Below are 14,962 nucleotides of genomic sequence, written 5' to 3' on the forward strand. Positions count from 1 at the left end.
AACTTTTCTTCTGGCACACACCTTGCTCCAGCTCCCCGCAGAGATCCTGTGTCCCGGAGGTGCAGCATGTCGACGCCGCTCAAAGGCCCCATCCTGTCATCACTTGTACTGGCCTTGCTTGGCTGGGAAGCAACCAGCGAGGCGGCTGTGCAGTGCCAGCGCACCCTGGTCGCCAACGTGGTGGCACTGGACCAGCCACTGATGTTCAACCGCCTTGGCGCGCAAAACGCCAACGGCATGATGTTTGCCCTCCGTGAGGACGTGGTGGACGACAAGCACGTCCCCCTCAGCAAGGGCGGGGCCGCGGTACCGGGCAAGGTCACCCTGCGCCCCGACAAGCGCCCGCGGCCTATCGTGCTGCGCGTGGCGGCCGGTGACTGCCTGACGGTCAACCTGACCAACCTGCTGGATTACAAGGCGAACCCCAACAAGCACGGCATCGAGGCTGAAGAGCCCGAGGGTGAGGAAGAGGGGCCGGAGGTTGAAAACGAAGGCGGCGAAGGCTTTGTCGCCGACGAACAGGTGGCCGAGCGTATGGTTGGCTTCCAGGTCAACGGGATGCAGGCGGTGAACAGCATTGCCGATATTTCCGCCTATACCGGGCGTAACGGCAACTTCTTCGTCAGCCCCGGCAGCACCCGCAGCTACACCCTGTATGCCGAGCGCGAAGGGGCCTTCGCCGCCACCAGCAAAGCCGCTACGTTCGGCGGCGAGGGCACGGCGGGCAATGTCTCCAACGGCCTGTTCGGCCAGGTGGTGGTCGTGCCCAAACTGGGCCGTACCTACCGCAACACCCTCACTGAAGAAGAAATGCGCCTGGCCACCACGGGTCGAACCGCCACCGGCCAGCCCGTGATCGACTACGAAGCCCGTTATCCGCAGGTCGAACCGTGGATCGCCGAAGGCAAGGCCGGCAAACCGATCATTGCCATGGTCAACGGCAACGAGATCATCAGCAGCGAAACCGATGCCATCGTCATGGGGCCCAACCCTGACGGTAGCTTCCCCAGTTCCACTTACCCGCTGGAAAGCGCGGGCAAACGCAACCCGGCGCTGCCCAACCGACTGGAAGCGTTCCGTGATTTCGCCTCGCAGTTCGCCGACGAGGTTGCCGGTACCCAGGCCTTCCCTGGCTACTGGGCCGACCCGGTGATGGGCCACGTGCTGGAGCCGGCGCGCGATTCGTTCATGATCAATTACGGCTCTGGTGGCATGGGTGCCGAAGTGGTGGCCAACCGCTTGGGGGTGGGCCCGATGCACGACTGCCTGTCGTGTGCCTATGAGGAGTTCTTCCTCAGCGCCCACACGGTCGGCGATATAGGCACCCTGGTGGATGTACCGGCCAACGTTGGCCTGGAACACATCCGTCCGGGCGAGGTGCCGCCGGCCAGCGCCGTCGGGGTCAAGGCCAGCATGGCCCTCTACCCCTCAGAGCCTGCCAACGTGCACCACAGCTATATCGGTGACTTCACCAAGTTCCGCAACACCCACAACGGGCACGAGCAGCACATCTTCCACTTGCACGGCCATCAGTGGTTGTTCAACCCCAATGACGACAACTCCGACTACATCGATGCCCAAGGCATCGGCGCCGGTGTCGGCTACACCTACGAAATCGCCAACGGTGGTTCGGGCAACCGCAACCGCGTTGCCGGCGATGCCATTTACCACTGTCACTTCTACCCGCACTTCGCCCAGGGCATGTGGGCCATGTGGCGGGTGCATGACGTGTTCGAAGAAGGCACGCGTCTGGAGGTAAGCGGGCAGGGCGAGAATGGCTTCCACAGTACCCCGTTCGCCCTGCGTAGCGGTAAGCCGGCCGTTGGCGCCCGGGCCCTGCCCGATGGCGAGATCGTTGCCGGTACGCCGATTCCGGCCATTGTGCCGTTGCCCGGCAAGGCCATGGCGCCCATGCCCGGCAAAGTCGTGGTCGTGCCCAAGCTCTCCGAAGCGTTGGTTGCCGCCAACGATGATGACCACGAAGACGAGGATGATGACGACCACGCCAGCGAGGCGCCCGTGCGCAAGGCCGTGGGCTCGCTGGCGCTGGTCGATCGCACCGAGGCCAACCGCAATGCCGACGGCACGCTGAAAAACCCAGGCTACCCGTTCTGGATCGGCGGCATGGAAAGCAGCGTGGGCAACCGCCCGCCAACCCCGCCCCTGGACATGCTCGACCCGGCCCTGGCCCGGCAACTGAAAGACAGTGGTAAAGCCCTGTGGGCCAACCTGGATGCGAACCAGGTCGATGGCTGGGACGGCGGCCTTGGCCGCCATGCACTGGACGGTGTGTCCGCCGGTGGCGTGGCGGAGACCACCACCACCAAACTGGACTTCACCAAGGTCGTGCACAAGGCCAAGCCCATCTACCTGCCGGAAGAGGGCACCGATGTCGAGCAGGCCGCCATGCAGTTCCACGCCATGGCTGAACACCCCAGCTATGCATTGATCCCCGGCAGCCAGCCAGTGGCCAGTGCGTTCCGCACCAACGGCGCCTTGCCGACTGCGGGTGCGCCGTTCTACGAGCCGTGCATGGATGACCGTGGAAAACGCCTGACCCAGTCTTCCGGGGTAGGGGAGTTCAACAGTGGAGAGAGCCTGACGGGCGTGAACTTCCGTGGCGCCTCGGCCTTCACTGCCGACCGCCCACGCATCTACAAAGGGGCCAACATCCAGTTCGACGCGGTGTACAACAAAGTGGGCTACCACTTCCCGCAGGCACGCATCATTGCCCTGTGGGAAGACGCTTGGCCGGTCATTACCAAGCAGCGCCCGCCAGAGCCGCTGGTGATGCGCATGAACACCTTCGACTGCGCGATGTACCAGCACACCAACCTGATCCCGAACATCTATGAGATGGACGATTACCAGGTGCGCACCCCGACCGACGTGATCGGCCAGCACATCCACCTGCCCAAGTGGGACCTGACCGCTGCCGACGGCTCGGCCAACGGCTGGAACTACGAAGACGGCATTCTTTCGCCCGGTAGCGTGGTCGAGCGCGTGCATGCCATTCGTACTTACAACGGTTGCACTGATGGGGATAGCCGCGATGGCACCGCTGCCTGCCCGAAAGCCAGACAGCACCCGTACTTCGGCCGCTTTGGTCGCGCCGACTGGCTGGGCGCGCGTACAGCCATGCAGCGCTGGTTCGCTGACCCGCTGGTGAACGTGCATAACGTCGACCGTGGCCTGGGTACCATCTTCACCCATGACCACCTTGGCCCATCGACCCACCAGCAACTGGGCCTGTATGCCACCGTGCTGGCCGAACCGGCCGGCTCCACCTGGTACCACGCCGAAACCGGCGAGCAACTGTACAACCCGGCCACGCGCCAGGACGGCGGCCCGACCTCGTGGCAGGCGGTGATCCAGACCGGCGACCACGATGGCGACGGCAAGAACGACAGCTACCGCGAGTTCTTCCTGGAGTACAGTGACTTCCAGCATGCCTATGAAGCCGGGGTGTACGTAGGCGCAGGGCCGGACGGCATTCCCAATGCCCAGTCGTACCCGGCCACAGCCGACAGCTTCCGCTACGCCATCAACCCGCCCGTGCGCGGCAAGGCGTCGAACCTGCTCGAAGCCATCGTCGAGAAACGCGGCGGTCTCAACCCGGGCTGCCCAAGCCGGCCATGCCCGCAGGCGATCTCGGTGGATGACCCGGGGATGTTCGTCGTCAACTACCGCAACGAACCGCTGGCCCTGCGCGTGTATGACCCGAACAAGGTCGGCCCGGACGGCAAGCGTGGCATGCAGGCCGACGGCCTGGCCGGCGACCTCAGCTATGCCCTGCAAACCCGTACCGACCGCGCCATCCCGGCGATGAACCTGTCGCCATCGGCGATTACCTCGGCAGTCGGCCCTACCGGCGGCACTACGCTGTTCCCGCCGCATATCAACACGGCTGGCGCCGAGCCGGGCGACCCGTTCACCCCGTTGCTGCGCACCTATTCCGGCGACAACGTGCGCCTGCGCATGCACGCCGGTGGCCATGAAGAGGAGCACAACGTCACCCTGCACGGCGTGAAATGGCTGCAGAACGGTTCTGGCTTCGGCAACAGCTCCAACTCGGGCTGGAAGTCGTCGCAAATGATCGGCATCTCCGAGCAGTTGGGCTTCATGGCGCCGGTGTCGATGATCTCCAGTTCGGCAGCCACCAACGGCGACTACCTGTACTCGCTGGACGCGGCCCTGGAGGGCTATTGGAACGGTATCTGGGGCATCATGCGCAACTACACCGCGCAGCGTGCCGACCTGTTCCCGCTGCCCAACAACCCGCAGCCGGTGGCCATGCGCAACACCGTGAACTTCAACGGCATCTGCCCGAAAACCACGGCCAACCCGAACGGCATCGGTACCCGCACCACGGTCAAGCGCAGCTACGAGATCGTCGCAGCGCTGGCCAACGACATCCTCGAAAACCGTAACGGCGTCAGCATCAACGACCCGGCGGGCGTCGGCCAGCATGTCGGTGGCGCGCTCAAGGCCAACGGCGGCACCCTGGTGTTCAACAGCCGTAGAACCGCCATCCCACTGGTGAGCGGGGTAGACCCCGAAGATGGGGAGCCTTTCACCATCGGTGGCCACAGTGCGCCGCTGCATGACCCGACCGCGATCCTGTACGTGCGCAAGGCTGACCTCGATGCCACCACCGGCAAGCTCAAGGCGGGTGTCCCGGTAGAGCCGCTGGTATTGCGCGCCAATGCCGGCGACTGCATCAGCATCACCCTGGAGAACCGCTTGCCACTGGTGATGCCAGACCTGCCGAGCACTGCAGTGATGCACAACGTGGTCAAGCGTGACCGCTTCGACAGCGAAGGCTCCACCGCCTTTGCCAACAACCTGATGCGGCCGTCCAGCCACGTGGGCCTGCATGCGCAACTGCTGGCCTACGACATCACCAAGTCAGACGGTGCCAACGTTGGCCTGAACCCGGTGCAGACCGTGCCACCACGTGCCGGCACCAGCGGCGCTTACCCGACCAAGGAGTACCAGTACTACGCCGGCCACCTGGAGCGTGAAGGCAAACCGGTGTCGCAGCTGGGCCGCACGGTGGACAACATAAACACCACGCCTATCGAGTTCGGCGGCCTCAACCTGACCCCGTCAGACTTCATCAAGCAGCCGCAGAAAGGCCTGGTGGGCGCCATGAGCATCCTGCCGCAAACCGCCACCTGGACCGAGGATACTGCTACCCGTACCCAGGCCACGGTGAAGGTCAGCGGCCAGCCGGACTACCGCGACTTCGTCACGGTGTGGCAGCGCGCACTGAACATGCGCTGGGCCGATGGCCGTCCGGTAGAAGGCATCAATACCGAAGGCAACGGTGCTGCCGGTGACCCGCAAGACAACGGCAACATGGCGGTCAACTACAAGACCGAACCGTTGTGGCTGCGCTTCGGCATGGCGCCCGACTCGCCATTCGGCCGCGCCAATGGCCTGGGCTTTGGTGATGTACCCAACGCCCACATGGCCTACGCCAACGCCCTGGTCGGTGGCGACCCGCAAACCCCGGTGCTGTACGCCAAGCCTGGCCAACCGGTGCGCAACCATATCGTGATGCCCAGTGGTGGCAGCCGCGGCATGGTCTACCAGCTGGACGGGCACGTATGGCCACTGCACAACTACCAGGCCGAGAAGAGCGATGCGGACGGTTACCCGATTGGCCTGCCTGGTATCGGTTCGGTGCGCTTTGGCTACAACCCGATGGCCATGTACATCGGCGCGCAGGAAAGCGTACTGCCAGCGGCGCACTTCAGCTTCATGTTGCCGAGTGCTGGCGGTGCCAACGCGGTGGCGGGTGACTACCTGTTCCGCGACTACGCCGCCTACGGCAACCTCTCGGGGCTGTGGGGGATCTTGCGGGTGACCAATGAAGCGCCGCCGGCAACGGCCCCGGCGCAGTGACGGAAGGGGAACGCGAGCATGAACAAAAAGACTCGCCCTGCTTACCTGGGGGTAGTGCTGGGGGTAGCGCTGATCGGCCTGGGCGTGGCGTACGAAAAGCTATGGTGCGACCCGCGCGAGCTGTTGCAGGAACGGGGCGGCTCGCAGGCCTTGCACCGGCTCAGCCGGGACGGCGTGAACGTGGAGTTCGAGGCCCGGCCATTGGCCGGCGGCGAACTGAAGGAGGGCGGCTTCGCCAACATCCGCTTCAAGCTCAGCGACCAGACCAGTGGCCAACCGCTGTCGGGCATGGCCCCGGGGGCGTGGATCGACCCGGCGCAGTCGGCCCCGGCCGGGGACCGCGAGCAGAGCTGCAAGGCGCGGGTCGCGCTGTTTCTCAAGAGCAGCATCGGGGCCCGGCCGCTGCTCGACCTGAACAGCTACTTCTTGCTGATGTTGAACAATGACGCCAGCCTGACAGTGATCGACCCGACGGTGTCGGTGGGGGGCGTGACCAGCACCATGGCCCGCATCGAGCTGCCAGGGCGGCCCATGGACTGGGCGGCCACCAGCGACGACAAGCAGGTTTTCGTGTCGATACCCGAGCGGGGCAAGGTCTCGGTGATCGATACCGAAACCTTCACCCGCGTGGCCGACCTGGACGCCGGCGACCAGCCGCTTCGCGTGGCCCTGCAGCCGGACCAGCATCGGCTGTGGGTTGGCAACAACAGCAGCGACCCGGGCAAAGGCGGGGTAACAGTGATCGACGTGCCGGGGCGCAGCGCCATGAAGCACTTCAACACCGGTACCGGGCACCACGAAATCGCCTTCAGCGCCGACTCGCGCTATGCCTATGTTAGCAATCGCGACAGCGGCACCCTGAGCGTCATCGACATCCCGGAAATGCGCCTGGCCAAGACCATCAAGGTAGGCCCGCACCCGCTGTCGGTCAGCTATTCGGCGCTGTCCCAGGCTGTGTACGTGGTCGATGGCGAGGAGGGCAGCGTACGGGTGTTCGATGCCCGCAGCCATCAGTTGCGCCACACGGTCCAGGCCGAACAGGGCCTGGGGCCGATGCGCTTCAGCCATGATGGCCGCTACGGCCTCGTGCTCAATACCCTGGAGAACCAGGCCCTGGTCATCGACGCCAGTACCGACAAGCTGATCCACCGCATCCCGGTGGCGGCCGAACCGTACCAGCTGACGTTCACCAAAGGCTATGCCTATGTGCGTGGCCTGGCCTCGCCGAAAGTGAGCATGATCAATCTGGCCAGCCTGGGCGAGGGGCGTGCGCCCATCGTGCAAGGCTTCGAGGCTGGCCCGGCAGCGCCGCGCCAGGCCGGCGACCTGCCACTGGCCCAGGGGCTGTCGGTATCGCGTGATGACAATTCGGTGTTCGTGGTCAACCCGGTGGACAACACCACCTACTTCTATGCTGAAGGCATGAATGCCCCGATGTCCGGCTACAACAACCGCGGCCACCAGGCCCGCGCCGCCATCGTCGTTGACCGCAGCCTGCGCGAAGTGGCCCCCGGGGTGTATGGCTCGACGGTGAAGCTGCCCGCCGCCGGCAAGTTCGACGTTGCCTTCCTGCTCAACCAGCCGCAAATCATTCATTGCTTCAGTACCGAAGTGGCCGCAGGGAGCGATGCCAGCAAACGTAAAGGTGCGCGTGCCGAGTTCATTGGCCTCGACCAGCCGCTGCCGCAGCACAGCGACTTCACCGCGCGGGTACGGATTGTCGGTGACGACGGGCAGCCGCGCCTGGGCCTGAACGACTTGAGCCTGCGCTACTTCCTGGCGCCATCGTCGATGCCGCGCAACCTGCAGCTGCAAGAGGTGGGCGAGGGCGTCTACCAGGCAGCGCTGAACTTGCCTGAGGCCGGCGCCTGGTACCTGCATGTGCAGTCGCCCTCGTTGGGGCGCAAGTTTGCCGAAGAAAACTACACCAGCCTGCGCGTTCTGCCGGCTGCTGCAACCAACGCCTCCCAGACTGACGTGAGGAATGTGCGATGAACGCCAAGCCTGCTTGCACACTGTTGGCCCTGAGCCTGGCATTCGCCAGCCACCTGGCCATGGCCCACGCCGGTCACGCGCATGACGGCCATGCCGGGCAGCCCCCGGCGGCGCATCAGGAAAAGGCCAGTGTGCGTTTTGCCGATGTGTCGCTGCTGAACCAGGAAGGCATGCCGGTACGTCTGGAGAAAGACCTGGTGGGTGACCATCTGGTGGTCATGGGCTTCATTTACACCAGCTGCACCACGGTATGCCCGGTGGTGTCGTCAATCATGGGCAAGGTCCAGCAGCAGCTGGGCGGCCGGGTAGGCGAGGAGGTTCGCCTGGTGTCGATCAGTGTCGACCCTCAGCGTGACGACGCCAAGCGCCTGCAAAACTATGCCAAGGCATTCCAGAAAGGGCCGGGCTGGAGCTGGCTGACCGGTACCCCGTACGCCATCACCGAAACCCTGAAGGGGCTGGGCAGCTTCAACGCCGACCTCAGCCAGCACCCGCCGCTGATACTGGTGGGTGACGGGCGTAGCGGGCACTGGACGCGTTACTACGGCTTCACCGACCCGGGCGTATTGATCGAAGAAATCAACCGCCTCAGTGCGCGCCGGGTACATGCCAAGAGCACCGCCATTGCCGACCATCACGAGGTGCAACCATGAGCACTGCAACCTCCCACCGCGCTGGGATGCGCGCATTCGACTGGCTGGTACTGGGTGGCTGCCTGTGGATCCTCACGTCGGTGGCGTTCGCCCACGAAGGCCATGCGCCGCAACCCCCCGAGCCGCAGCCAGCACCGCAGGCGATGGCCAGTGGTGGCGGTACACGCGACGCCAAGACCTGGTTCACCGACACCGTGCTGAAGGACCAGAATGGCCGCGAGCTGCGCTTTTACAGTGACGTGCTCAAGGACAAGGTGGTGATGCTCAACGTGATCTTCACCCATTGCACCGATGCCTGCCCGTTGATCACCCGCAAGCTGCGCGAGGTGCGCGAGGCCATGGGGCCAGCCCTGGCCGCCCAGGTGACCTTCGTGTCGATCAGCAGTGACCCGCTGAACGACACCCCCGAGGCGCTGAAGGCGTTCGCTGCCAAGCAAGGGGTGGATGGGCCGAACTGGTTGTTCCTGACCGGTGACAAGGCCAATGTCGACCTGGTGCTTGGCCGTATAGGGCAGTTCCTGCCGAGTCCCGAGCAGCATTCGACGCAGCTGATTGCCGGTGATGTTGCAGGTAAACGCTGGAGCAAGATTCGCCCGGATGCACCGCCAGCGGCGATTGCCCAGCGCATGCAGCTGTTGACCCAGCCGCTGGCAGGTCGGTAAGTATCATGGGCCGCCTGGGGAACTGGCCTCTGTGGCATCACCTGTTGTGGGAGCGGTCTTGCGTCGCGAAAGGGCTGCGCAGCAGCCCCGGCAGTGGCAGCTTAAGCGCAGAAAGAGGGGCGCGCTGCGCGCGCCTTTCGCGACGCAAGGCCGCGCCCACAGGGCTTGCGATATGGCTCACATGCGTGCTTGGCATGGCATCTTCGACCTCAGCCCTGGCCCTGGACCTGACCGACCACGAACAAGCCGGCAAACGCCTTTACCGCGAGGGCGTTTCCAGTAGCGACGCTCAATTGCAAGCCCGGGTAGGCGCCAGCGGTATCACAGTCCCCGCCAGCGTGCTGCCCTGCGCCAGTTGCCATGGCAACGACGGCCGTGGCCGTGCCGAAGGTGGTGTTCGCCCCCCCAGCCTCGACTGGCAACACCTGGCACTCGGTCAGGGCTCGCGCGAGGCCAACGGCCGCCGCTACCCGGCCTACACCGACAGCAGCCTGGCGCGGGCCATCCAGCAGGGTATCGACCCGGCTGGCAATCGCCTCGACCCGGCCATGCCACGCTTCGAGTTGACCTTGGCCGACCAGCGCAACCTCACCGCCTATCTCAAACGCTTGGCCGAAGAACGTGACCCTGGTGTGGAAGAGGGCGTGCTGCGCCTTGGCACGCTGCTGCCTGCGAGCGGTCCGCTGGCCGACGCCGGGCAGGTGGTGCGTGCCGTGCTGGAAGACGGCGTGGGTCAACTCAATCAGCAAGGCGGCATTCACGGGCGGCGCCTGGAAATGGTGGTGCTTGACTCAGGTTCTGACCCAGTCAGTGCCGAACGCGCCTTGCAACAGTTGCTCGAGCAAAAGCGAGTGTTCGCCCTGATCGCGCCATTGGCGCCCATGCTCGACCAGCGCCTGACGACCTTGCTGGCGCCACAGAACGTGCCGATGATCGGCAGTACCCCGCGCAGCGGCGGCAGTGCACAGATCTTCGACCCGCTGCCCGGCTTGCCCGAGCAATTGCTGAGCCTGGCAGGCCATGCCCGTGTGGCGCTGGGCTTGGCGCCGGATGAGTTACGCGTGGTGTATGCCGGTAACGAACACGCCGCGTTAGCCGAGCAGGTGCGCGAGCGTTTACGACAGCAGGGCTGGGCGCCACCCGCTATCCAGGCGTTCGACGGCCAGGCGGTGGACGGGCAGGGCATCGTCTTCCTTGGCCGCGCCCAGGCCTTTGCCGAGTTGGCGGCGGCGTTGCAGGTGGCGGGCCGCGAGCCCTACCTGTTCGCCGCTTCCAGTCAGGTAGCCGGCGCTGTGGCGCGCTTGCCGGCGCAGTGGTCGCAGCGGCTGTTTCTGGCCTACCCCTACGTGCCAGAGGACTGGACCGAGCATGGCCAGGCTACGCTCGCCGGGCTGCAGCAGCGCCAGGGCCTGGACCCGCGCCAGGTGTCGTTGCAGGTCAATACGCTGTGCGCGTTGCGCCTGCTGAGCGAAGCGCTGAAGCAGATTGGACGGGATGCCAGCCGCGAGCAACTGATTGCTGCGCTCGAAGGCTTGCACGATGTGCCCACCGGCCTGACCCCGGCACTGGGCTTTGGCCCTGGTCGCCGCCAGGGCATGGCAGGTGCCCATGTGGTGGCGGTGGCCCTGCCCGGGCCACGCTTTACTGCGGTCACCCCCTACCGGCCAGTGCCGGTCAGCCCTTGAGCGGAGGTTGTCATGCGGATCGTGTGGTTGTGCCTGTTGCTGGTGCTGACCAGCGTGAGCTGGGCCGATGTGCCAGCGGCGCGGGTCAATGGTGTCGAGATCGGGTTGATGCGCCTGGAGCGCTACTTCAGCGAGTACCTGGACGCCCAGGGGCGAGCGGTGACCAGCATCCGCAACCCAGGCCTGTACAAACGCCTGCGTGACCAAGCGCTGGACGAGCTGATCGACAAGGAGTTGTTATGGCAGGAAGCGCAACGCCAAGGCATTGCCGTCAGCGATGAACACGTGTCGGCACAGATTGGCGAGATAGAAGCGGCGTTTGGCAGCCCGGCGTTATTCGAAAGGCGACTGGCAGAGGCGGGCTTCGACAGGGCGCAGTACACTGAGTACACCCGGCATGAGATGGCGGCCCAGCAAGTGTACGCCCTGCTCAGCGCAGTCGACGCGCCGAGCCAGGGCGAAGTGGAGGCATTTTATGATGCCAACCAGCAGAGACTGCAAGGAGCGCAGAACCAAAGTGATAATCCATCGGTCATACGCGAACACGGCCTGGCCTTGGCCAGGGCAACGCTCATCGGGCAGCGGGAGGCGCAGGCGCGCCAATCCGTGCGCCAACGTTTGCGCGAGTCCGCTAAAGTGGAGATCGCTGACTGAGGCCGTTGATGGCGCTTGCCCCAATGCTGGGGAATTAGGGTTTGGCAATGTGCCATCATTTTCCCCGCTTGTGGGGAACAGGGTGGGTGCGCCTGCTCAGCGTAGGTGGGTTGCTGGCCAGCACCCTAGTAAAATCAGTGGCTTACAGTGGTGCAACATGACTATTCACGCCTGGCACGAAGCCTGCTCAAGTCTCTACAAGGGCGCACTTCGCAGACCGGGGAACCGGGCAGTATTGGGGAGTCGACCTTGGTGAACAGAGTATTGGTAGTCGATGACGAACAGACTCTTGCGCAGAACCTGCAAGCGTATCTGCAGGCGCAAGGCCTGGAAGTTCATGTTGCCCACGACGGTGCCAGTGGTATCGAACAGGCTGATAGCCTGGCACCGCAAGTAGTTGTGCTGGATTACCGCCTGCCCGACATGGAAGGTTTTCAGGTTCTGGAGGCTGTACGCAAGAACAGGCAATGCCACTTCGTGCTGATCACCGCCCACCCCACCGTCGAGGTGCGTGAGCGGGCCGCCGAACTCGGTGTGAGTCACGTCCTGTTCAAGCCGTTCCCACTGATGGAGCTGGCGCGTGCGATCTTCGACCTGCTGGGCATCGAGCGCCGGCGCAGGGCCACGGACAACCCGGCCGAAGGGTTCGTCGAACGACGCCAGAACAGGAACGAATCGTTCCCCCTGCAGTTGTACGATGGAAGCTGGGTGTTGGCCGACCGCCGCCGTAATGGCGCCAAGCCACCAGGGCCCGACGACGATCAACTGCTCACAGGGGAATAGCGGCGCCCGCACCCCTGGCCGAGCCAGCCTGCGACGCGCCCCTGAGCGGAGTCGCAGGCCATGCCAGAAGCATTCGATGCAACCCCGGAATCTGCAAAGCCTGCACCGACGTCTTCGCGCGCAGGCCCGCTCCCACAGGATGTATGCAGCCCACAGACCTGTGATGTACCTGTGGGAGCGGGCACGCCCGCGAAGAACCCAGCAAAAATTTCCGCCTACCCCCGCGAACTGCTGGCCCAGGCCCGTCTGCAAGCCACCGACGAGCGCCTGCTCGACTGCCTGGAACGCCTGGCCTGCGACACCCCCGACACCTTCACCCAGCGCCTGGGCCTGACCCTGCATTACCCGGTACTCGACAGCCACAGCCTGCTGGCCAGCACCCCACGCTTCGACAAGCTGGCCTTGGCCCAGTGCCTCAAGCGCGAATGTGTGCTGATCGAGCAAGGCGGCCAACTGCTGGGCGTGTTCGCCGACCCCTTCGACCACGCCCGCCTGGCCTGGATCGACGACGTACTGCAAGGCGCGCCGCTTTACCTGGCCCACGCCGCCGACCTGGCCACCTTTCTGGCCCGTCATGAAGAAAGCTTCCACGCAGTCGATGCCCTTGACCACGACGCCGACGCCAGCAGCGAAAGCGACCCGCTGCAACGCCTGTCGCTGGCCAGTATCAGCGAAGACCAGAGCCGCGTGGTCAAGCTGGTCAACTCCACCCTGTACGACGCCCTCAAGCTGCACGCCAGCGACATCCACCTGGGCATGACCGGCCAGGGCCTGACCATCAAGTACCGCATCGACGGCGTGCTCAACGGTGCCGGCAAGGCCAGTGGCAGCGCCTTCGCCGACCAGGTGATCTCGCGCATCAAGGTCATGGCCGAGCTGGACATCGGCGAAAAACGCGTGCCCCAGGACGGCCGCTTCAAGGTGGCCGTGGGCGACCGGCAAATCGACTTCCGGGTGTCGATCATGCCTAGCATCTTCGGTGAAGATGCCGTGCTGCGGGTGCTCGACAAGCAGGACTTGTCCGACCGGGTCAGCGGCGTGCAACTGCAAGCCTTGGGCTTTGCCGACGAAACCTTGCGCGCCCTGCGCCGGTTGGCGGCAGAACCCTACGGCATGATCCTGGTCACCGGCCCTACAGGCAGCGGCAAGACCACCACCCTGTACGCCATGATCAGCGAGATCAACCATGGCGTGGACAAGATCATCACCATCGAGGACCCGGTCGAGTATCAACTGCCCGGCGTGCTGCAGATCCCGGTCAACGAGAAGAAGGGCCTGACCTTCGCCCGCGGCCTGCGCTCGATCCTGCGTCACGACCCGGACAAGATCCTGGTCGGTGAAATCCGTGACCCCGACACGGCCCAGATTGCCGTGCAATCGGCGCTCACCGGCCATCTGGTGTTCACCACCATCCACGCCAACAACGTGTTCGACGTGATTGGCCGCTTCAGCCAGATGCAGGTCGACCCCTACAGCTTCGTTTCTGCGCTCAACGCGGTGCTGGCCCAGCGCCTGATTCGCCTGGCCTGCCCGCACTGTGCCACGCCCTGCGAACACGATGACGACACCCTGTATGGCTCAGGCCTGACCCGCGAGGGGGTGGCCGGCTGGACATTCGTCCGCGTCAAGGGCTGCGGCCACTGCCGTGGCAGTGGTTACCGCGGCCGCAGTGCCATTGCCGAACTGCTGCACCTGGATGACGACCTGCGGCAAATGATCGTGGAGCGCCGCCCGCTGGCGCAGATCAAGACGCTTGCCTGCCAGCGCGGCCTGCGCCTGCTGCGAGCCTCGGCCTTGGACCTGGTCCGCGATGGCCGTACCACCCTTGAGGAGATCAACCGTGTCACATTCATCTGACCGTTACTGCGCCGTCTTGGGCGCCGAGGGTGTCGGCCTGGGTCGCTGGCACAACAATCACCACCAATGGCTGGGCAGCCGCGCGTTCAGCAGCGACGCCATCCAACCGACCTGGGATGCCGCTGTCGACGGGCTGGCCGCACTGCTGGCCGAGCATGCGGTACGTGGCGCCCAGTTGCGGGTGTTGCTGTCGGCCCGCTACAGCCGCTTCTGTCTGGTGCCCTGGAGTGACGCCATCGGCCACCCTCGCGAGCTGGACGCCTATGCCCGCGCTTGCTTCGAAAACCTCTACGGGCAGCCGTTGGACGACTGGCGCATCGTGCTGTCACCGGAGCCTGCCGGTGCCGCCCGCATCGCCACGGCGCTGCCCGAAGCCTTGCTGCAGCGGCTGCAGGCACTGGGCCGGGAAAGCCGCCTGAGCCTGCGCTCGGTGCAGCCATACCTGATGGCTGCCTACAACCGTTGCTGGTCACAGCTGGAGCAGGGTGACTTCCTGTTCGTGCTGGCCGAGCCGCGCCGCAGTGTATTGCTGCTGGCCGCCGGCGGTGCCTGGCAACAAGTGCTGGCGCAAGGCTGCGCTGACAGCGACCAGGCCCTGCAAGCACTGATCGAGCGTACCTGTGAGCTGTACGGCGAGCACCTGCCGCGGGTGTACCTGCATGCCCCGGGCCGCTGCGACGTGCCGCAACTGGCGGCCGTGCAATTGTGCCAGCCGGCCAGCGAAGCCGACCCGCTGTGCGCCATGTGGCGGGCGGTGGCCTGA

The 14,962-nt window shown here is 65.0% G+C and carries 9 protein-coding genes; all 9 read left to right on the forward strand.

The window, feature by feature from the left end; all coding sequences use genetic code 11:
- Positions 1–66: 66 nt before the first annotated feature.
- Positions 67–5,910 (forward strand): manganese-oxidizing multicopper oxidase MnxG, encoded by a 5,844-nt coding sequence (gene mnxG / locus AC3WLP_RS16195; protein WP_088512693.1) that lies wholly within the window; start codon positions 67–69, stop codon positions 5,908–5,910.
- 18 nt (positions 5,911–5,928) lie between these two features.
- Entirely contained in the window at positions 5,929–7,905 is a 1,977-nt protein-coding gene (locus tag AC3WLP_RS16200) for a cytochrome D1 domain-containing protein (RefSeq protein ID WP_012052144.1), read from the forward strand.
- Entirely contained in the window at positions 7,902–8,558 is a 657-nt protein-coding gene (locus AC3WLP_RS16205; protein ID WP_004577519.1) for an SCO family protein, read from the forward strand. Before AC3WLP_RS16200 ends, AC3WLP_RS16205 begins: the two co-directional genes overlap by 4 nt.
- Positions 8,555–9,220, forward strand: a complete 666-nt coding sequence (locus tag AC3WLP_RS16210; protein WP_012052145.1) for an SCO family protein — start codon at positions 8,555–8,557, stop codon at positions 9,218–9,220. Before AC3WLP_RS16205 ends, AC3WLP_RS16210 begins: the two co-directional genes overlap by 4 nt.
- Positions 9,221–9,414: 194 nt before the next feature.
- Positions 9,415–10,905, forward strand: coding sequence for a cytochrome c/ABC transporter substrate-binding protein (locus AC3WLP_RS16215; RefSeq protein ID WP_235784397.1), 1,491 nt, complete (start codon positions 9,415–9,417; stop codon positions 10,903–10,905).
- 12 nt (positions 10,906–10,917) lie between these two features.
- Positions 10,918–11,559 (forward strand): SurA N-terminal domain-containing protein, encoded by a 642-nt coding sequence (locus tag AC3WLP_RS16220; RefSeq protein ID WP_012052147.1) that lies wholly within the window; start codon positions 10,918–10,920, stop codon positions 11,557–11,559.
- A 249-nt stretch (positions 11,560–11,808) separates the two neighbouring features.
- Complete coding sequence (locus AC3WLP_RS16225) at positions 11,809–12,342, forward strand: response regulator (RefSeq protein WP_017148304.1); 534 nt, start codon at positions 11,809–11,811, stop codon at positions 12,340–12,342.
- A 60-nt stretch (positions 12,343–12,402) separates the two neighbouring features.
- Entirely contained in the window at positions 12,403–14,199 is a 1,797-nt protein-coding gene (locus AC3WLP_RS16230; RefSeq protein WP_012052148.1) for a GspE/PulE family protein, read from the forward strand.
- A complete protein-coding gene (locus tag AC3WLP_RS16235; protein WP_003247953.1) occupies positions 14,183–14,962 on the forward strand; it encodes a hypothetical protein in 780 nt (259 codons plus the stop codon). Before AC3WLP_RS16230 ends, AC3WLP_RS16235 begins: the two co-directional genes overlap by 17 nt.

It is taken from the genome of Pseudomonas sp. FW305-E2 (assembly GCF_058782925.1).

Excerpts from the sequence above, each read along its gene's own strand:
- mnxG (WP_088512693.1), top strand. The coding sequence starts at position 67 with ATGTCGACGCCGCTCAAAGGCCCCATCCTGTCATCACTTGTACTGGCC.
- AC3WLP_RS16200 (WP_012052144.1), top strand. The coding sequence starts at position 5,929 with ATGAACAAAAAGACTCGCCCTGCTTACCTGGGGGTAGTGCTGGGGGTA.
- AC3WLP_RS16205 (WP_004577519.1), top strand. The coding sequence starts at position 7,902 with ATGAACGCCAAGCCTGCTTGCACACTGTTGGCCCTGAGCCTGGCATTC.
- AC3WLP_RS16210 (WP_012052145.1), top strand. The coding sequence starts at position 8,555 with ATGAGCACTGCAACCTCCCACCGCGCTGGGATGCGCGCATTCGACTGG.
- AC3WLP_RS16215 (WP_235784397.1), top strand. The coding sequence starts at position 9,415 with ATGGCATCTTCGACCTCAGCCCTGGCCCTGGACCTGACCGACCACGAA.
- AC3WLP_RS16220 (WP_012052147.1), top strand. The coding sequence starts at position 10,918 with ATGCGGATCGTGTGGTTGTGCCTGTTGCTGGTGCTGACCAGCGTGAGC.
- AC3WLP_RS16230 (WP_012052148.1), top strand. The coding sequence starts at position 12,403 with ATGCCAGAAGCATTCGATGCAACCCCGGAATCTGCAAAGCCTGCACCG.